This window comes from Paractinoplanes globisporus DSM 43857 (genome assembly GCF_000379645.1).
Taxonomy (GTDB): Bacteria; Actinomycetota; Actinomycetes; order Mycobacteriales; family Micromonosporaceae; genus Actinoplanes; species Actinoplanes globisporus.
In genome coordinates, this window is record NZ_KB903295.1 from 12,969 (window position 1) to 29,264 (window position 16,296).

General features: G+C 70.6%; 13 protein-coding genes. 7 read left to right on the top strand and 6 right to left on the bottom strand.

From position 1 onward, the window contains the following. Positions 1-202 precede the first annotated feature (202 nt). On the bottom strand, positions 203-2,401 hold the full coding sequence (locus A3CQ_RS0106855; RefSeq protein WP_020510183.1) for a PQQ-dependent sugar dehydrogenase: 2,199 nt from the start codon (positions 2,399-2,401) through the stop codon (positions 203-205). Beyond that, positions 2,401-3,306: a sugar phosphate isomerase/epimerase family protein gene (locus A3CQ_RS0106860; protein ID WP_020510184.1), complete on the bottom strand. Its 906-nt coding sequence runs from the start codon at positions 3,304-3,306 to the stop codon at positions 2,401-2,403. Before A3CQ_RS0106860 ends, A3CQ_RS0106855 begins: the two co-directional genes overlap by 1 nt. A 282-nt stretch (positions 3,307-3,588) precedes the next feature. Between A3CQ_RS0106860 and A3CQ_RS0106865 the strand changes: the two genes are divergently transcribed. Both A3CQ_RS0106865 and A3CQ_RS0106870 read left to right on the top strand, forming a co-directional pair. Next, a complete protein-coding gene (locus tag A3CQ_RS0106865; protein ID WP_026205406.1) occupies positions 3,589-4,464 on the top strand; it encodes a phytanoyl-CoA dioxygenase family protein in 876 nt (291 codons plus the stop codon). 184 nt (positions 4,465-4,648) lie between these two features. After that, complete coding sequence (locus A3CQ_RS0106870) at positions 4,649-5,050, top strand: hypothetical protein (RefSeq protein ID WP_157295464.1); 402 nt, start codon at positions 4,649-4,651, stop codon at positions 5,048-5,050. A gap of 56 nt (positions 5,051-5,106) precedes the next feature. Here the strand turns inward: A3CQ_RS0106870 and A3CQ_RS0106875 are convergent, their stop codons facing one another. From A3CQ_RS0106875 to A3CQ_RS0106890, 4 genes are all read right to left on the bottom strand, one after another. Then, positions 5,107-7,080, bottom strand: coding sequence for a thioesterase domain-containing protein (locus tag A3CQ_RS0106875; protein ID WP_020510187.1), 1,974 nt, complete (start codon positions 7,078-7,080; stop codon positions 5,107-5,109). Beyond that, on the bottom strand, positions 7,077-8,474 hold the full coding sequence (locus A3CQ_RS51750; protein WP_245577097.1) for an NAD(P)-binding domain-containing protein: 1,398 nt from the start codon (positions 8,472-8,474) through the stop codon (positions 7,077-7,079). The genes A3CQ_RS0106875 and A3CQ_RS51750 overlap by 4 nt, the downstream gene beginning before the upstream one ends. Positions 8,475-8,494: 20 nt before the next feature. Next, entirely contained in the window at positions 8,495-9,796 is a 1,302-nt protein-coding gene (locus tag A3CQ_RS0106885) for an aspartate aminotransferase family protein (RefSeq protein WP_020510189.1), read from the bottom strand. A gap of 80 nt (positions 9,797-9,876) precedes the next feature. Then, positions 9,877-11,271, bottom strand: a complete 1,395-nt coding sequence (locus A3CQ_RS0106890; RefSeq protein ID WP_051115177.1) for an aminotransferase-like domain-containing protein — start codon at positions 11,269-11,271, stop codon at positions 9,877-9,879. Between the two features lie 159 nt (positions 11,272-11,430). Between A3CQ_RS0106890 and A3CQ_RS0106895 the strand changes: the two genes are divergently transcribed. The 5 genes from A3CQ_RS0106895 to A3CQ_RS0106915 are packed head-to-tail and all read left to right on the top strand — an operon-like array spanning position 11,431 to position 16,286. Continuing rightward, on the top strand, positions 11,431-12,270 hold the full coding sequence (locus A3CQ_RS0106895; protein ID WP_020510191.1) for a nitrilase-related carbon-nitrogen hydrolase: 840 nt from the start codon (positions 11,431-11,433) through the stop codon (positions 12,268-12,270). Continuing rightward, the gene (gene hydA / locus A3CQ_RS0106900; RefSeq protein ID WP_020510192.1) at positions 12,267-13,667 is read left to right on the top strand and encodes a dihydropyrimidinase; all 1,401 of its coding nucleotides are present in this window, start codon (positions 12,267-12,269) and stop codon (positions 13,665-13,667) included. Before A3CQ_RS0106895 ends, hydA begins: the two co-directional genes overlap by 4 nt. Positions 13,668-13,681: 14 nt before the next feature. Next, positions 13,682-14,677, top strand: a complete 996-nt coding sequence (locus A3CQ_RS0106905; RefSeq protein ID WP_026205407.1) for a TIGR03842 family LLM class F420-dependent oxidoreductase — start codon at positions 13,682-13,684, stop codon at positions 14,675-14,677. Then, positions 14,674-15,516: an ABC transporter permease gene (locus tag A3CQ_RS0106910; RefSeq protein ID WP_157295468.1), complete on the top strand. Its 843-nt coding sequence runs from the start codon at positions 14,674-14,676 to the stop codon at positions 15,514-15,516. The genes A3CQ_RS0106905 and A3CQ_RS0106910 overlap by 4 nt, the downstream gene beginning before the upstream one ends. Further along, complete coding sequence (locus A3CQ_RS0106915; protein ID WP_026205408.1) at positions 15,513-16,286, top strand: ABC transporter ATP-binding protein; 774 nt, start codon at positions 15,513-15,515, stop codon at positions 16,284-16,286. Before A3CQ_RS0106910 ends, A3CQ_RS0106915 begins: the two co-directional genes overlap by 4 nt. The last annotated feature ends 10 nt before the right edge of the window (positions 16,287-16,296 follow it).

Below are 16,296 nucleotides of genomic sequence, written 5' to 3' on the forward strand. Positions count from 1 at the left end.
ACATACAGCGTTCCTCGATTTTGTCAGCCGTCCTGATGTTTGCCGAACGCCTGCGCCACGAGTAAGGAGCCAGCGCGCGAACCGTACCCGAACACTCGGATGCCCCATGACCAGCCCCAGCTCGGGCTCGTCTCCGCGATCCTCCAGCTGACTCCGGGCGAGACGGGCCGGCCGGGCGAGATGCGCCCGGCCGGCGGGAATCTCAGGTGGATGGGGTGAGGACGACCGTGGCGGTGCCGGTCTGGGGTGGGTTGCCGGTGTCCGTGTAGGAGGCGACGAAGACGGCCGTCAGATTGTCGGCGCCGGCGTGGCCGGCGTCTACGAAGGTGGTTATCTGGCCGGTGCAGCCGGACGACGTGGACAGCGGGTGGCCGTGCTGGTCGTGGCCGAGGATGTAGGTGACGGTGACCCGGGCGCAGTCGACCGGGGCGTCGTCGGTCACCGCTACCTCGTAGGTGACGGTGTCGCCGAAGGCGAAGGGCTGGCCGGCGGTGGGGGTCACGAAGGAGACCACCGGGGCGAGCGTGCCGACCGGGAGGATCACCTCGGCGGCGGCGGAGCGCCCGGTGTTGTCGGTGACCTTCAGGACGGGGCGGTAGTTGCCGTTCTGCGTGTAGGTGTGGGTCGGGTTGGCGGCCGTCGAGTCGACCGTGCCGTCGGCGTCGAAGTCCCAGGCGTAGGCGAGCGTGCCGCCGTCCTGGTCGGCGGTGCCGGCACTGGAGAAGGCGACGGTCAGTGGGGCCTGGCCCGAGGTGGGAGTGGCGGCCGCGTGCGGGACGGGGGTGTGGCCGCCCCGGACGAAGTCGAAGCGGGAGAGCTGGGCGTCGGGGTTCTCGGCGAAGTAGCCGTCGCCGTACTCGAGGACGTAGAGCGCGCCGTCGGGGCCGAACTCCAGGTCCATCGGGTTGTCGAAGACCAGCGACGGCAGGACGTCGTCGATCCGGGTGACGCCGTCGCGGCCGAGGTGGATGGCCTTGACGTAGTCGCGGGTCCACTCGGCGAAAAGGGGCAGTCCATCGAACGAGGCAGGCCATTTGACCGCCGAGCGCAGGCGATGGTCGTAACGGTAGGAGGGTCCGCCCATTGGCCCGATCCCGCCGGTGCCCAGCTCCGGAAACTGCGTGCTCGGGGCGTACGAATAAAGGATTTGAGCCTTCTGTACGGGTGGAAGACTGCGCAGGCCCGTGTTGTGCGGCGAGTCGTTGACGGGGTGGGCGCAGTCGAACGGCGCGCCCGAGACGCCGGTGGCGAAGTCGTAGTCGACATAGGGCTGGTCGGGCGCGACACAGTACGGCCAGCCGTAGTTGGCCGGCTTGGTGATGGCCATCCAGCGGCCCTGGCCGGCCGGGCCGCGCACGGGATTCGCCGCCTGCGCGTCCGGCGAGTAGTCGGCCAGGTAGACGGCGTCGCTGACCGGGTCGACGGTGAAGCGGAACGGGTTGCGCAGGCCCATCGCGTAGATCTCGGGCCGGGTCTGTGGCGTGCCCGGCCTGAAGAGATTGCCGCGCGGGACCGTGTATCCGCCGTCCCGGCCCGGCCGGATCCGCAGGAGCTTGCCGCGCAGGTCATTGGTATTACCGGCGGACCGTTGGGCGTCGAAGACAGGATTACGGTCAGACCGTTCGTCGATCGGCGCGTAACCGTCGGAGAAGAACGGGTTGCTGTCGTCGCCGGTCGACAGGAACAGGTTGCCGTGACCGTCGAAATCGATCTTGCCGCCGACGTGGCAGCACATGCCGCGATCCGTGCCGACCTCGATGATCTTCTGCTCGGTGGCGAGCCGCAGAGTGTTCCCGGCCAGCTTGAAACGGGACAGCCGCATGACGCCCTTGAACGGCGCGAAATCGGCGGGCTTCCCCGAGCTCGGCGCGTCGCCCTCGTTCACCGTCGGCGTGGACGGGTCGTCGGCCGGGGTGTTCAGCGGCGGCGAGTAATACACGTAGACCCATTTGTTCCGCGAAAAGTCAGGGTCGATGGCGATTCCCTGCACGCCCTCCTCGTCGTGCTGATAGACAGGGATCTTCGCGGCCAGCACGTTGCGGCCCGTCGACGGCTCGTGGATGCGCACCTCGCCGGTGCGGGCCGTGTGCAGGACCCGGCGGTCGGGCAGGACGGCGAGCGCGATCGGCTCGCCCGGGAAGTCATCGAGCGTGACCTTCTGGAACGCGGAATCCGGCGGAAACGCGGCGGCCGGCGGAGCGACGGCAGCCGGCGGAAGGGCGGCGGCCGCCGGGGCGGCAGCATCCGCCGGGACGGCAGCAGCCCGCGAGACGGCAGCAGCCGGCGGGACGGCAGCATCTGCCGGGAAGACGGAGTCCGGCGGCGGGTGTGCCGCAGCCGCGGTCGGAACGGCCAGCACGGCCGCGCCGACGGCGCTGATCAGGCCCAGGCGCCGCAGCATCAGAACCGCAGCCCGGCAAGGTAGTCGTAGCCGACCTCGGCCGTCGTGAGCGCGTCGGCCGGACTGCGCGGCGGCGTGCCGGCGTCGTCGCGCTCCACGATGTACTCGATCAGGCCGGCCTCGCGGGACCGGGCGAAGATCCGCCCGAAGTCGATGAGCCCGGCGCCCGGGTCGGCGAAGCTGCCCGAGATGTCGAGGTCCTTCACGTGGACCTGCCGGATCCGGCCGCGCAGCCGCTCGATGAGGTCGACCGGGTCGCGGGCGCCGCGGAAGGCCCAGAACAGGTCGACCTCGAGGTGCACGAGCCGCGGATCGGTCTCGCCGGTGATGATGTCGTACCCGGTCTGGGAAGTCCCGTTCTGGCGCAGGAACTCGGCCTGGTGGTTGTGGTAGCCGAAGTCGAGCCCGGCCCGGCGGGCGAGCGCGCCGGCCTTGTTGAGGTCGCGGGCGAAGGCGCGGTAGACGGCGGCGTCGCGGATCGGGCCGGCCGGCCCCTGCCCGAAGAACGGGTGGACGATGAAGTGGTTGCCGACGACGTTGGCGTCCTCGAGCGCGGCCTCCCACACGTTCGCGTCGAACGGCTGTGGGATGCCGACGTGGCCCGAGGTGGCACGGATGCCGGCGTTGTCGAGCGCGGCCCGGAACTGCGCGGCGGTGCGGCCGACGAAGCCGGCGTGCTCGACCCGGGTGTACCCGATCTCCGCGAGCTCGGCGAGACTCGCGTCGAGGTCGATGCTCAGCTGGTCGCGCAGGGTGTAGAGCTGCACGCTGATCTGGTCGCGCGGAACCCGGTGGAGGGTGCCGCCACCGGTGGCGGAGGCGGCGCCGGGAATGGCGAGAGTCGTGGCGGCCCCGGCGACAGCGGCGGCTCCGAGGAGTTGGCGGCGGTTCAGTGACTGCGGCATTGCGGTCTCCTTTGAACGGCGTCCCCAAGCAGGCAACCACAACTTTCGATGTGAGTGAACCCTAGTTTCTTCAGATCCAGCAAAAGTTCTCCACCGTCAGACGAAACCCCGGCGAAACCTCGACGAGGCCTCGACGAGGCCTCCGACGGTTACGCAAAGTAATCGCGGAACTTCGTGGGAATTGTTTGCAACGTAATGCCATGCCAGCCGCGTCTTCACTCATGAGGAACCGGATCCCCCGGGGGACAAATGAAGAGCTAGGCATTGAGGGGGACGGTCATCATGACATTGACCGGATTCGAGGCGATCACGCCCGAACAACGGGACGAGTTCCAGCGGGAGGGCATTCTGCTGATTCGCGGGGCGCTCGCCGAGGAACATCGGGCACGGCTCGAGGCGGCGGTCGACCGCGTCTACCGGGCCGAGCGCGAGGCCGGCCGGCTCAAGGCCGACGGCAGCCTGCACCTGCTCGGCTTCCTCGACCGCGACGAGGAGTTCGGCGAGCTGCTGACCAACCCCAGCACCTTCCCGTACGTCTGGGGCCTGGCCGGATGGAACATCTACAGCCACCACAACCACCTCGACGTGACGCCGCCGCAGCCGACCGAGGCGCCGCCCGGCTGGGGCTGGCACCAGGACGGATACCGGCAGAACTCCGACCCCGAGTCGCTGAGCGGCGAACCGCGGCCGATGCTGTCGCTCAAGGTGGCCTACGTGCTGTCCGACCTGTCGCGGACCGGCCGGGGCGCCACCAAGGTCATCCCCGGCAGCCACCTGAGCAACACGCTGGAGCGCACCGAGGCCGGCCGCGACCCGCGCGGCACCGTCGAGATCACCGCGAACCCGGGCGACTGCTTCGTCTTCGACCGCCGGCTGTGGCACTCCCGCTCGGTCAACCGCAGCACCGTAACCCGCAAGATGCTGTTTGTCGGTTACACCTATCGTTGGATCCGCCCGCTCGACGACATGCCACTCGACCGCGACGGCGAATGGTGGCAGAACCGCACGCCCGTCCAGCGACAATTGCTCGGCGAAGCAACTCACACCGCCAATCATTGGGGCGTGAACTGGGACGGCTACATCGACGAGAAAGTCCCTCTTCGCCACGAATTGCAGACCCGCGGACTGCTCGATCGCTCCATTCCGTGGCTTCGCTGATGCGTCACGGAGCGTAGTCTCCGTCGGGCCCGCCGAGCCGGAAACCCTCCCCCAGAGCGCCCGGAGGGCGGGACCGGCGGGCGGCACGACCGGGCGGCGCAAGAGGGCGGCGCAAGAGGGCAGCACGATTGAGTGACACACGCGACCGTCGGCATTGGTGCCGGTCGGGTCTACGATCGGACTCATGGTTGAACGTGTTCAAGTTGATGCGTTGACGCCGGAAGCGACGACCAGGTGGGACCAGCGCGGCATGGCCGCCCTCGCCGTCGTCTACGTGGTCGTGCAGTACCTGATGACCACCGGCCACCACGACGAGGCCGGCACGGGCGCCACGGCCGTCGTCTACGGCGTCGTTCTCGCGACGCCGCTGCTGGCCCGCCGCGCGACGACCTTCGCGGTCGCGTGCGGCATCGTCGCGGCCCTCGTGCTGCTGGCCGGGATCGTCTACTGGACCTACCTGCCGGCGGCGCTACCCCTGCTGCTGGCGATGATCCGGATCCCCGAGCGGTGGGCGCCGTTCGCCACCCCGGTCCTCCTCGCGCTGATGACCGAGCTGCTGGCCACCGGCGCCTACCTCACCACGTGAGCACAGCAACGGCCTGGTACGACGACGCGTACCAGGCCGGCTGTCGGACACGGAGATCAGCGGGTACGGGGGCGCCCGCCGACGGGGTCGGAGGAGGTCAGCCGCTGGGTCAGGCGGCGGCCCATCCTCGTGAGCGGGCGGGAGCGCCGGGCCACCAGCCGCTCCCCCAGCTCGGCCAGGGCCAGCGAGCGCAGCGGGACGTCCAGCATCTCGACCTCGGCGCAGTCGGCCGGGAAGAGCGTCAGGACCTGGCCCTCCTCGTGAGCGCCCTCCACCAGCAGGTGACAGGTGGGTGTCACCCGGGAGTTGAGCTCCACCAGGTAGGCGTCCCCGTCCGGGGTCAGCAGGAAGTCCATGCCGCAGAAGCCGGTCAGGCCGAAGCGCTCCACCACCTGGCTGGCCGCGGCGGCCATCTTCGGGTGGTCGATCACGCGGACCACCTCGGCCGGCCCGCGCTCCGCGGAGGCTCGCACGACCTCCAGGCAGATCAGGTCGCGGACCTTCCCCGCCAGGCAGGCGACCGTGACGACCGCGTCGCGGCCTTCGAGGTGCTGCTGGGCGTTCACCACCGGGCGGCGGCCGCGCAGGCGGGCCACCAGGCCGTCCGTCTCGCGGTTGACCACCAGGCGCTTGACCGCCCTCGGGTAGGACGGCGGGCGGGAGATGGTCGCCCACGTCGGCGCCAGCCGGGACTCGTCGCTGACCATGGCCACGCCGCGCCCGCCCCAGCTGCCGTCGGTCTTCAGCATCAGCGGGTAGGTCCAGCCGGCCAGGGCCGCCGGGCCGGTGATCACCTCGGTGTCCGGGACGGCGACTCCCGCTTTGCGGGCTTCCTGTGCCACGGCGGTACGGGAGGAGATGTGCGCCCAGTCGTCGCCGTGGCCGAGGGAGTGCTCGATCACCGTCCGGGTCGCCGGGTCGGTGGTGCGGGCGTGCAGGCGCCGGAGCAGCGCCCACGCCCGCTCGTCGTCGGGCAGCAGGATGTCGGGCCGGGTCGCCCGGATCGCCGCCTCCAGCGAGGCCAGGCGGCGGCCCCGGCGCAGGCGGTGGTCGGCGCTGAGCGTGGTCACCACCTCGAGCGGATGGTCGCCCGGGCGGCACGCCGAGACCTCGAAGCCCGCCTCGGCCAGCGCGTGCGCGAGCCGGGCCGCCGAGAACCAGCGCATCGTGGTGACGATCATCGGCCGGGCGAACCCGTCGACCGGGCGCAGGCCGGGCCAGTCGGCGCGGCGCGCGGCCAGGCGGTGGTCGATCAGGTGACCGATCACCGCCGCGGCGGCCGGGCGCTGCATGACGGTCAGGTGATCGCCCGCGATGCGCTGCAGGTCGATCCGCCGGGCGTAGCCGTCCCACAGCCGGGCGGTGTCGCAGCCGAAGTGGTGGTCCTCCGCCGAGGCGATCAGCGTGACGTCCCCGTCGTAGTGCTGCGGGCGGTACCCGCCGATCGCCGTGAGCGCGTTCACGCGTACGTCCGGGGCATCCGGCTCGTCGCTCACCCGGAGCGGGTCGGGGGTGTCGGCGTTGCGGCGGCGCAGACGCTGCAGCAGCCGGACCCCGCGCCGGCGCAGCTCGCCCACCGCCTCTCGGGGTGGGAGCCGCACGATGCGCAGCAGTTGCCACCACGTGCGCCGCACGAGCGCGCGCAGCCAGGTCCGCCGCGGCCAGTACCGCTCGTCGAAAAGCGCGTCGATCAGGAACAGCGACTCGACGGTCTCCCCCGCCGCGCGCAGCTGCTGCGCCATCTCGAACGCCGCCAGGCCACCGAACGAATAGCCGCCGAGGCGGTACGGCCCGGCCGGCTGCACCCCGCGCAGCGCGGCCACCATTCCGGCCGCCATCGTCTCGAGGCGGGGCTCCGACTCCGCGGTCGGCGCCACGACGTAGACCGCCTGCGGCCCGGTCATCGCCGCCGCCAGGTCGGCCAGTTCCGCCGGGTCGCCCTCGAGGCCGGGCACGAGGAACAGGGTCTCGGCGGACGATCCCGCCCGCAGCATCTGCAGCCGGACACCGGCTTTGACGGGTGCGCTCATGCCGTCGTCACGCCGCGCGCTGGCTCCTTCCGTGCGCGGCGGGCCAGCCGGCGCGCGACCAGGGGTGCGACGTACTCGGCGCCGACCATGAACCGCATGAGCGGGCCGAAGCTGTCGGCGGCGGCCGGTCCGACGATGTAGAGCCCGTCGACCGAGGTCTCGAACGTGCCGCTGAGCATCGCGAGCCCGGCGTGGGTGCGGACGCCCCGGCGCACGCGCTCGCTGACGAAGCTGAGCCGCTCGACGTCCGGCCAGTAGCCGGTCGCCGCGATCACGTGGTCGGTGACCACCTCGCGGTGGCTGCCGTCGTCGCTCCGCAGCACCAGCCGGACCCGGCCGTCCACTTCGGACGCCTGCTCGATGCGGGTGCCGACCGAGACCTTGACGCCGGCCTCCATACGGGCCTTCATCGGCCAGCCCGAGGCCGGGCCGAGGTGCCGGCGGACGACCTTGGTCCGGAAGCTGCCGGGCAGGTACCGGAACAGGCCGGGGCGGTTCTGGCAGAGCCACGAGCGCCAGCCCGGGCCGAGGCCGGACGAGGGCGCCTTGATCTCGTCCCACCGGCTGCGCGGGCGGCCCGACGGCGGCGAGGCGAACTTCAACTGTCCGCTTCGGACTATCAGCGAGGTTTCCGCGCCGGACTCGCTCAGCAGCACGGCGATGTCCACAGCGGACGCCCCGCCGCCGATCACGTGGACGTTCTTGCCGGCGTAGCCGGACAGGTCGTGGTGGGCCGCGCTGTGCGTGGCAAGGCTTTCCGGCAGATGCTTGAGCTCGTCGGGCATCCGTCCGAAGTGGGTGATGCCGACCGCGTTGACCACCAGGTCGGCGGTCAGCGTCTCGCCGTCGTCGAGGACGAGCGTGAACACGTCGCCCTCCTTGTCGAGCGAGACGACCTGGCGCTCCTCGAGGTCGGGGACGAAGCGCTGCTGGAAGTCGCGCGCGTAGTCGACGAACACGTCGACCTTCACCGGCAGGTCCGTGTCGTGGTACGGCAGGCCCTGGTCCGAGCAGTAGTTGGCCAGCGTGCCCTTCCCGTCCGGGTCGCTCAGGCTCGACGCGAAGCCGTCCGATTTGAGGAGCATCCCGGCCGGCACGTGCCGGGCCCAGGTATCGATGGGCACACCGAAGATCCGATATTGAACGCCCAGTGAACGAAGATGCGCGGCGATCGAAAGCCCGTAAGGCCCCGCCCCGATGATGGCCACTGTCACTGCGACCGTCCCCACGAAATATGTGAAATAGAACGCCGATCCTTCGGCGATGCCCGGGAATGTTAACCACGCAGAAACTTCACAGGAAGTGCCGGTACGGCAGCTGCGGTGTCGGAATGTTTGCTGGTCGGGGCCGATCCGTTGATCCCCGCTCCGCCGAACAGCCGACGCGTGCGGCATCCGGCGGAGGTAGGGCAAGATCACCCGATTCGGGCCTCGGCGTCGACCAGGTTGAGGGCATCGACGAGAATCGCCAGTCCCTCGCGTGCCTCGTCCTCGGTCAGGGTGAGCGCCGGTCCGATTCGGATCACGTTGCCGTAGAGACCGCCCTTGCCGACCAGCAGCCCCCCGCGCTTGCACTCGTCGAAGACGCGGACGGTGGCGGCCGCATCGGGCTCGGTGGTGCCCGGCCGCACGAACTCGAGACCGATCATCAGGCCCTTGCCCCGCACCTCGGCCAGGATCGGCAGGTCCAGCGCGCGCAGGCCGTCCAGCAGGATCGAGCCGACCCGCGCCGCGTTGGCCTGCAGGTCGTGCGAGAGCACGTAATCGAGCACCGCGTTGCCGGCCGCCGCGCTGAGCGGGTTGCCGCCGAACGTGGAGAAGCTGATCGCCGGCACCGCGTTCATCACCGACGCCCGGCCCACCACGCCGCCGAGCGCGAACCCGTTGCCGATGCCCTTGGCGAACGTGATCAGGTCGGGCGTCACGCCGTGCGCCTGGTAACCCCAGAAATGCTCGCCCGTCCGGCCCCACCCGGTCTGTACCTCATCGGCGATCAGCAAGATCCCAAATTCATTCAAGACTTTCTGGTACGCCCCGAGCACGCCGTCGGGCGCGGCCACGAACCCGCCGACGCCCTGGATCGGCTCGGCGATCAGCGCCGCAACGTCCCCGGCCGTGACGGTCGCGAGCACCTCGCGCAGGTCGTCCACCGCCGCCTCGGCGATGTCCCCGGCCGACATCCCGGCCATCCGGCCGCGCAGCCGGTCGCCGGAGGCCAGCCACGACACGTTGAGCGGGCTCAGCGAGCTGGACGACCAGGACCGGTGCCCGGTGATCGCCATCGTGGCGAAGGTCCGGCCGTGGTAGCCGTTCTTGATCGCGAGGATCTGGTTGGAGCGGCGCACGTTGGTGGCCATCAGCAGCGCGGTCTCGTTGGCCTCGGTGCCCGAGTTGGTGAGGAACACCCGGGCGTCCGGGATGCCGGAGACGCGGGCGATCTTCTCGGCGAGCTCGACCTGCTCCCGGATCAGGTACAGCGTCGACGTGTGCACGACGCCGGTGGCCAGCTGCCGCTGCACCGCCTCGTTGATCTCGGCGACGTCGTACCCGATCATGTTGGTCAGCACGCCGCCGAAGAAGTCCAGATAGGTTCGTCCGGAGGCGTCGCTGACCCGCCGGCCGGAGCCGGACACGATCTCGATCGCCTCCTCGCCGTAGTAGATCGGCATCCAGCCGGGCATCACGGCGCGGTGCCGGGCGAGCAGGTCGTCGGTCATGACAAGACACCTCCATTAGTTGGGTCTTCAGTCCGATCAAGGGCGGTGGCGGGGTGGTCGGATGGGGGTTCGGGGAGTTCTCAGCGCCAGCCGCGCGGGTGCGGGCGGGCTCGGGCGCCGCTGCCGCGGCTGTCCAGGATGGCGGCCGACGCGAGCGCGTCGGCCAGGTCGTCGAAGCCGTCGGAGACCAGGCCGGCCGTGACGCGGACGTGGTCGGCGCCGATCGGCGTGACGCAGAACGGGCCGCCGGGCGCGACCGCGATGCCGTGCGCGGCCAACGACACCATGGCGATCTGCTGGTCGTCGACGGCCATCCACAGGTTGATCCCGTCGGCGGCGGTGGCGGTGACACCGCGCTCGTGCAGCCGGGCGAGCAGCGCCGAGCGCCGGGACGCGTACGCGTGCCGCGCGGCCGCCACCTGAGCGACCGCGGCCGGGTCGGTGAGCAGGTCGACCAGCACGCCCTGCAACAGGCGGCTGGACCACCCGGGCCCGAGCAGCCGCCGGTCGGCGACGGCCGAGACGATCGAGCCGGGCCCGCCGATCGCGGCCAGCCGCAGGTCGGGCCCGTGGCTCTTGGAGAAGCTCGCGACGTGCACGGTGCGTTCCGGCAGGTGCCGCCCGAGGCTGACCGGCGGCGCGGTGGCGATGTCCCCCGCGTGGTCGTCCTCGACCACCACCGCCTCGGGGAAGTCGGCGAGCACCGTGGCGAGGGCGGCGGCCCGGGCCGGCGGGATGCTCACCCCGGTCGGGTTGTGCGCCCGCGGCTGCAGGAAGACGGCGACCGCCGGGTGCACGGAGAGCGCGCCGTGCAGCCGGTCGGGCAGCATGCCGTGCTCGTCCATCGGCACGCCGATCACCGTCGCGCCCACCGTCTGCAGCAGGTCGAGCAGCGGCGGGAAGGCCGGGTTCTCCACGATCACGTGGTCGCCGAAGCGCACCACGACGTCGATGACCCGGTCGAGCGCGTCGAGGGCGCCGTCGACCACGGTGAGCCCGTCCGGCGGGTAGGGCCAGCGGTTGCGCAGCACGGTCTCGAGCATCGGCAGCACCGGCTCGTCGAGGTAGCTGGAGGTCAGCCGGCCGTCGCCGGTCCGCTTGAGCGCGTCGGTGAGGTCGGGCAGCAGGTCATGGTCGGGCACGCCGGTGGACAGGTCGAGCACGCGGGCGGCGTGCGGGGTGCCCATCTGCGAGTACCGCCAGCTCTGCCGGGGCACGACCGGCGTGGTCACGAACGAGCCGGACCGGCCGCGGGTCTGGATGGCGCCGGCCCGGGTGAGGCTGCGCCACGCCTCGCTGACCGTGGTCGGGCTGACGCCGAGCTGCCGCGCGACGTCCCGCACGGTGGGCAGCCGGGCCCCGGCCGGTAGCTCTCCCGCGCTGATCAGACGCCCCACGGCGGCGGCGATCCCGCGGGCGCTCCGGTCGTCGACGGCCCCGGTGATGACGGCGAGCAAATTACCTCGCAGAAACATTTGGTTACAGCCGGGCAATTGTCCGGCTGGAGGTGTGTCGTTAGTGTCCTACGGCATCTGAACCCGCCACGCAAGCTCTAGCGAAGCACCTATAACGGGGAGTAGACACACGATCACGGGCGCTTCCACCGCGCCCGAGAGAAGAGAGGGGCAGCAGTCATGACCGACGTCGTTCGTGCCGCCCTCGTCCAGACCACCTGGACGGGCGACAAGGAATCGATGATCAAGGCGCACGAGGACTACGCCCGCGATGCCGCAGCTCAGGGAGCGAAGGTCATCTGCTTCCAGGAGCTGTTCTACGGGCCGTACTTCTGCCAGGTCCAGGACGCGGCCTACTACGAGTACGCGGAGTCGATCCCCGGCCCGACCACCGAGCGCTTCCAGGCCCTCGCCGCCGAGCTCGGCATGGTCATGGTCCTGCCGATGTACGAGAAGGAGCAGGAGGGCGTCCTCTACAACACCGCGGCCGTGGTCGACGCCGACGGCAGCTACCTCGGCAAGTACCGCAAGCACCATATCCCGCAGGTGAAGGGCTTCTGGGAGAAGTTCTACTTCCGGCCCGGCAACCTCGGCTACCCGGTCTTCGACACCGCGGTCGGCAAGGTCGGCGTGTACATCTGCTACGACCGGCACTTCCCCGAGGGCTGGCGCGAGCTGGGCCTGGGCGGCGCGCAGATCGTCTTCAACCCGTCGGCCACCAGCCGCGGCCTGTCGTCGTACCTCTGGCAGCTGGAACAGCCCGCGAGCGCGGTCGCCAACGAGTACTACATCGGCGCGATCAACCGGGTCGGCATCGAGCCGCTCGGCGACGACGACTTCTACGGCCAGACCTACTTCGTCGACCCCGAGGGCAAGTTCGTCGGCGAGGTCGGCGACACCCACGAGCCCGAGCTGATCGTCCGCGACCTCGACCTGAGCCTGATCAAGACCGTCCGCGAGCGCTGGCAGTTCTACCGCGACCGCCGCCCGGAGTCGTACACCCGGACGGTGGAACTGTGAGCACCCTGATCAAGGGCGGGACCGTGATCGGATCCACGGGACCGTACGCCGCCGACGTCCTCGTGGACGGCGAGACCATCGCCGCGATCTTCGCACCCGGGAAGGGGCCCGAGGGGCCCGACGTCATCGACGCCACCGGGAAGTACGTCATCCCGGGCGCGATCGACGCGCACACCCACATGCAGATGCCGTTCGGCGGAACCCAGGCCAGCGACACCTTCGACACCGGCACCCGGGCGGCGGCGATCGGCGGCACGACCACGATCATCGACTTCGCCATCCAGCGGTACGGCGAGGTGGTGCAGGACGGGCTGGCCGCGTGGCACGCCAAGACGGCCGGCGAGTGTCACATCGACTACGGCTTCCACATGATTCTCGGCGGGGTCGACGACGACGCGCTCAAGGCCATGGACCAACTCGTGGCGAGCGAGGGCATCACGAGCTTCAAGCTGTTCATGGCGTACCCCGGCGTCTTCTACTCCGACGACGGCCAGATCCTGCGGGCCATGCAGCGGGCGCGGGACAACGGCGCCATGATCATGATGCACGCCGAGAACGGCCCGGCCATCGACGTGCTGGTCAAGCAGGCGCTCGAGCGCGGCGAGACCGACCCGATCTACCACGGGCTCACCCGGCCGCAGGAGCTGGAGGCCGAGGCGACCAGCCGGGCGATCTGGCTGGCGGCGGTGGCCTCCGACTGCCCGCTCTACATCGTGCACCTCAGCGCCTCGAAGGCCCTCGAGCAGGTCAAGGCCGCTCGCGACCTGGGCCGCAACGTGTTCGCCGAGACCTGCCCGCAGTACCTCTACCTGACCCTGGAGGACCAGCTCGGCGCGCCCGGCTTCGAGGGCGCCAAGTGGGTCTGCTCCACCCCGCTGCGCAGCGGCAAGGAGACCCACCGCGCCGACCTGTGGCAGGGCCTGCGCACCAACGACCTCTCCGTGGTCTCGACCGACCACTGCCCGTTCTGCATGAAGGACCAGAAGGAGATGGGCATCGGCGACTTCTCCAAGATCCCGAACGGGATCGGCAGCGTCGAGCACCGCGTCGACCTGCTCTATCAGGGCGTCGTCGACAAGAAGCTGTCGCTCGCGCGCTGGGTGGAGACGATCGCGACCACGCCGGCCCGGATGTTCGGCATGTACCCGAAGAAGGGCGTCATCGCGCCCGGCTCGGACGCCGACATCGTGCTCTACGACCCGAACGGGCGCACCCGGATCAGCGTCGAGACGCACCACATGAACATGGACTACTCGGCCTGGGAGGGCTGGGAGATCGACGGCAGGGTCGACACCGTCATGTCCCGCGGCGAGGTGATCGCCTCCGGCGGCGAGTACACCGGCCGCAAGGGCCGCGGCAAGTACGTGCCCCGCGCGCTCTCCGAGTACCTGATCTGATCTGAGGCGTACGCATGGATATTGGTGTTGTTCTGCAGAACGACCCGCCGGCGCTGGGCGTGGTCGAGCTGGCGAAGAAGGCGGAGGCGGCCGGCTTCAGCCATGTGTGGACGTTCGACTCGCACGTGCTGTGGCAGGAGCCGTTCGTCATCTACTCCAAGATCCTCGACGAGACGGAACGGGTCGTCGTCGGGCCGATGGTCACCAACCCGGGCACCCGGGACTGGACCGTCACCGCGTCGCAGTTCGCCACGCTCAACGAGATGTACGGCAACCGCACGATCTGCGGCATCGGCCGGGGCGACTCCGCGCTGCGGGTGCTCGGCCTCCAGCCGCAGACACTCGGCCAGCTCCGCGAGTCGGTCCAGGTGATCCGCGGCCTCGCGAACGGCGAGAAGGTGACCGTGCGCGGCCAGGAGCTGCAGTTCGCCTGGGCGCCGGAGAGCCGCCTCGAGGTGTGGGTGGCCGCGTACGGTCCCAAGGCCCTGGCCCTGACCGGTGAGGTGGGCGACGGGTACATCCTGCAGCTCGCCGACCCGGACATCGCGGCCTGGATGATCGGGGCGGTCCGGAAGGCCGCGGAGAACGCCGGCCGGGACCCGATGTCGATCAAGTTCTGCGTGGCGGCGCCGGCCTACGTCGGCAACGACCTGGCGCATCAGCGGGACCAGACCCGGTGGTTCGGCGGGATGGTCGGCAACCACGTCGCCGACATCGTCGCCCGCTACGGCGCGGACGGCGCGGTGCCGCAGGTGCTCACCGACTACATCAAGGGCCGGCAGGGCTACGACTACGCCGAGCACGGCCGGGCCGGCAACACCCACACCACGTTCGTGCCGGACGAGGTGGTCGACCGGTTCTGCATCCTGGGCCCGGTCGAGCACCACCTCAAGCGGCTCGCCGAACTGCGCGACCTGGGGGTCGATCAGTTCGCCGTCTATCTGCAACACGACGCGAAGGAGGAGACCCTGGCCGCGTACGGGTCGCAGATCATCCCGGCGATCACGTGAGGCGGACGTTGTTCGTCCTCGCCGGCGTCGCCGTCTTCGTGCTGCTCTGGGAGGGCTACAAGATCGTCGGCAGCCAGGACGGCACGGTGCTGTTCGGGGTACGCGTCCTGCCGCGCGCCGACGACCTGTCCATGCCGCACCTGTGGACGGTGCTGCAGCGGCTCGGCCGCCCGGAGCTCACGGGCGGCCGGCCGGTCTGGATCGTGGTGCTGCAGGCGTGCGCGTTCACGTTCGGCATCACGGCCGTCGGCTTCCTCATCGGCGCGTTCGTCGGGCTGCTGCTGGCGGTCGCGATGCAGCAGTTCCGGCTGGTGGAGCGGGGCCTGCTGCCGTACGTGATCCTGTCCCAGACGGTCCCGCTGGTCGCGCTCGCGCCGCTGGTGGCCGGCTGGGGCGGCACGATCATGCCACCCTGGGCGACGGTCGCGGTGATCGCGGCGTACCTGGCGTTCTTCCCGGTCGCGGTCGGCATGCTGCGCGGCCTGCAGTCCCCGGCCACGAGCGGGGTCGAGCTGATGCGCAGCTACGCGGCCGGGTGGTGGCGCACCCTGGTCAAGCTGCGGTTCCCCGCCTCGCTCCCCTATCTCTTCCCGGCCCTGCGGCTGGCCGGCGCGGCGGCGGTGGTCGGCGCGGTGGTCGGCGAGATCTCCACCGGCACCCGCGGCGGCATCGGCCGGCTGATCATCGAGTACTCCCGCGAGGCCACCAGCGATCCGGCCAAGGTCTACACCGCGATGCTCGGCGCCGCCCTGCTGGGCCTGGTCGTCGCCGGCGCCGTCAGCCTGTTGGAAGTGCCGCTCATGCGGCACCGGCGCCACGTGGAGGTGGTGACTCTGTGAGCGCTGTCGTGGTCGACAAGGTGACGAAGGTCTTCAACCAGGGCCGGTCCGACGAGGTGACCGCGCTGTCCGAGGTCGAGCTGACCGTCGGCGACGGCGAGTTCGTGTCGCTGATCGGGCCGTCGGGCTGCGGCAAGAGCACGCTGCTGCGGCTGATCGCCGACCTGATCGAGCCGACCGCGGGCACGGTGACCGTGGCCGGCAAGAACGCCGGCCAGGCCCGCCGCGACCAGGATTACGGCATCGCGTTCCAGCAGGCGGGCCTGTTCGAATGGCGCACCGTGCGGCGCAACGTCGAGCTGCCGCTGGAACTGCGCGGCATGGGCAAGACCGACCGCAAGACCCGCGCCGAGGAGATGCTGGAGCTGGTCGGGCTGGCCGAGTTCGCCGGGCACTATCCGGCCCAGCTCTCCGGCGGCATGCAGCAACGGGTGGCGATCGCCCGGGCGCTGGCCGTGCAGCCGCCGCTGCTGCTGATGGACGAGCCGTTCGGCGCGCTCGACGAGATGACCCGGGAACGGCTGCAGACCGAGCTGCTCGGCATCTGCGCGAAGACGGGCACGAGCACGGTCTTCGTCACCCACTCGATCTCCGAGGCGGTGTTCCTGTCGAACCGGGTGGTGGTGATGTCGGCCCGGCCGGGACGGATCACGGCGTCGGTCGCGGTCGACCTGCCGGCCCGCGACGAGGCGGCCCGGCAGTCCGAGAAGTACTTCGAGCACGTCACCGCGGTGCGGCAGGCACTGCGTGGCGTACCGGCGTCGCTATGAAGCGCATCCT

Excerpts from the sequence above, each read along its gene's own strand:
- A3CQ_RS0106855 (WP_020510183.1), bottom strand. The coding sequence starts at position 2,401 with ATGCTGCGGCGCCTGGGCCTGATCAGCGCCGTCGGCGCGGCCGTGCTG.
- A3CQ_RS0106860 (WP_020510184.1), bottom strand. The coding sequence starts at position 3,306 with ATGCCGCAGTCACTGAACCGCCGCCAACTCCTCGGAGCCGCCGCTGTC.
- A3CQ_RS0106865 (WP_026205406.1), top strand. The coding sequence starts at position 3,589 with ATGACATTGACCGGATTCGAGGCGATCACGCCCGAACAACGGGACGAG.
- A3CQ_RS0106870 (WP_157295464.1), top strand. The coding sequence starts at position 4,649 with ATGGTTGAACGTGTTCAAGTTGATGCGTTGACGCCGGAAGCGACGACC.
- A3CQ_RS0106875 (WP_020510187.1), bottom strand. The coding sequence starts at position 7,080 with ATGAGCGCACCCGTCAAAGCCGGTGTCCGGCTGCAGATGCTGCGGGCG.
- A3CQ_RS51750 (WP_245577097.1), bottom strand. The coding sequence starts at position 8,474 with ATGCCGCACGCGTCGGCTGTTCGGCGGAGCGGGGATCAACGGATCGGC.
- A3CQ_RS0106885 (WP_020510189.1), bottom strand. The coding sequence starts at position 9,796 with ATGACCGACGACCTGCTCGCCCGGCACCGCGCCGTGATGCCCGGCTGG.
- A3CQ_RS0106890 (WP_051115177.1), bottom strand. The coding sequence starts at position 11,271 with ATGTTTCTGCGAGGTAATTTGCTCGCCGTCATCACCGGGGCCGTCGAC.
- A3CQ_RS0106895 (WP_020510191.1), top strand. The coding sequence starts at position 11,431 with ATGACCGACGTCGTTCGTGCCGCCCTCGTCCAGACCACCTGGACGGGC.
- A3CQ_RS0106905 (WP_026205407.1), top strand. The coding sequence starts at position 13,682 with ATGGATATTGGTGTTGTTCTGCAGAACGACCCGCCGGCGCTGGGCGTG.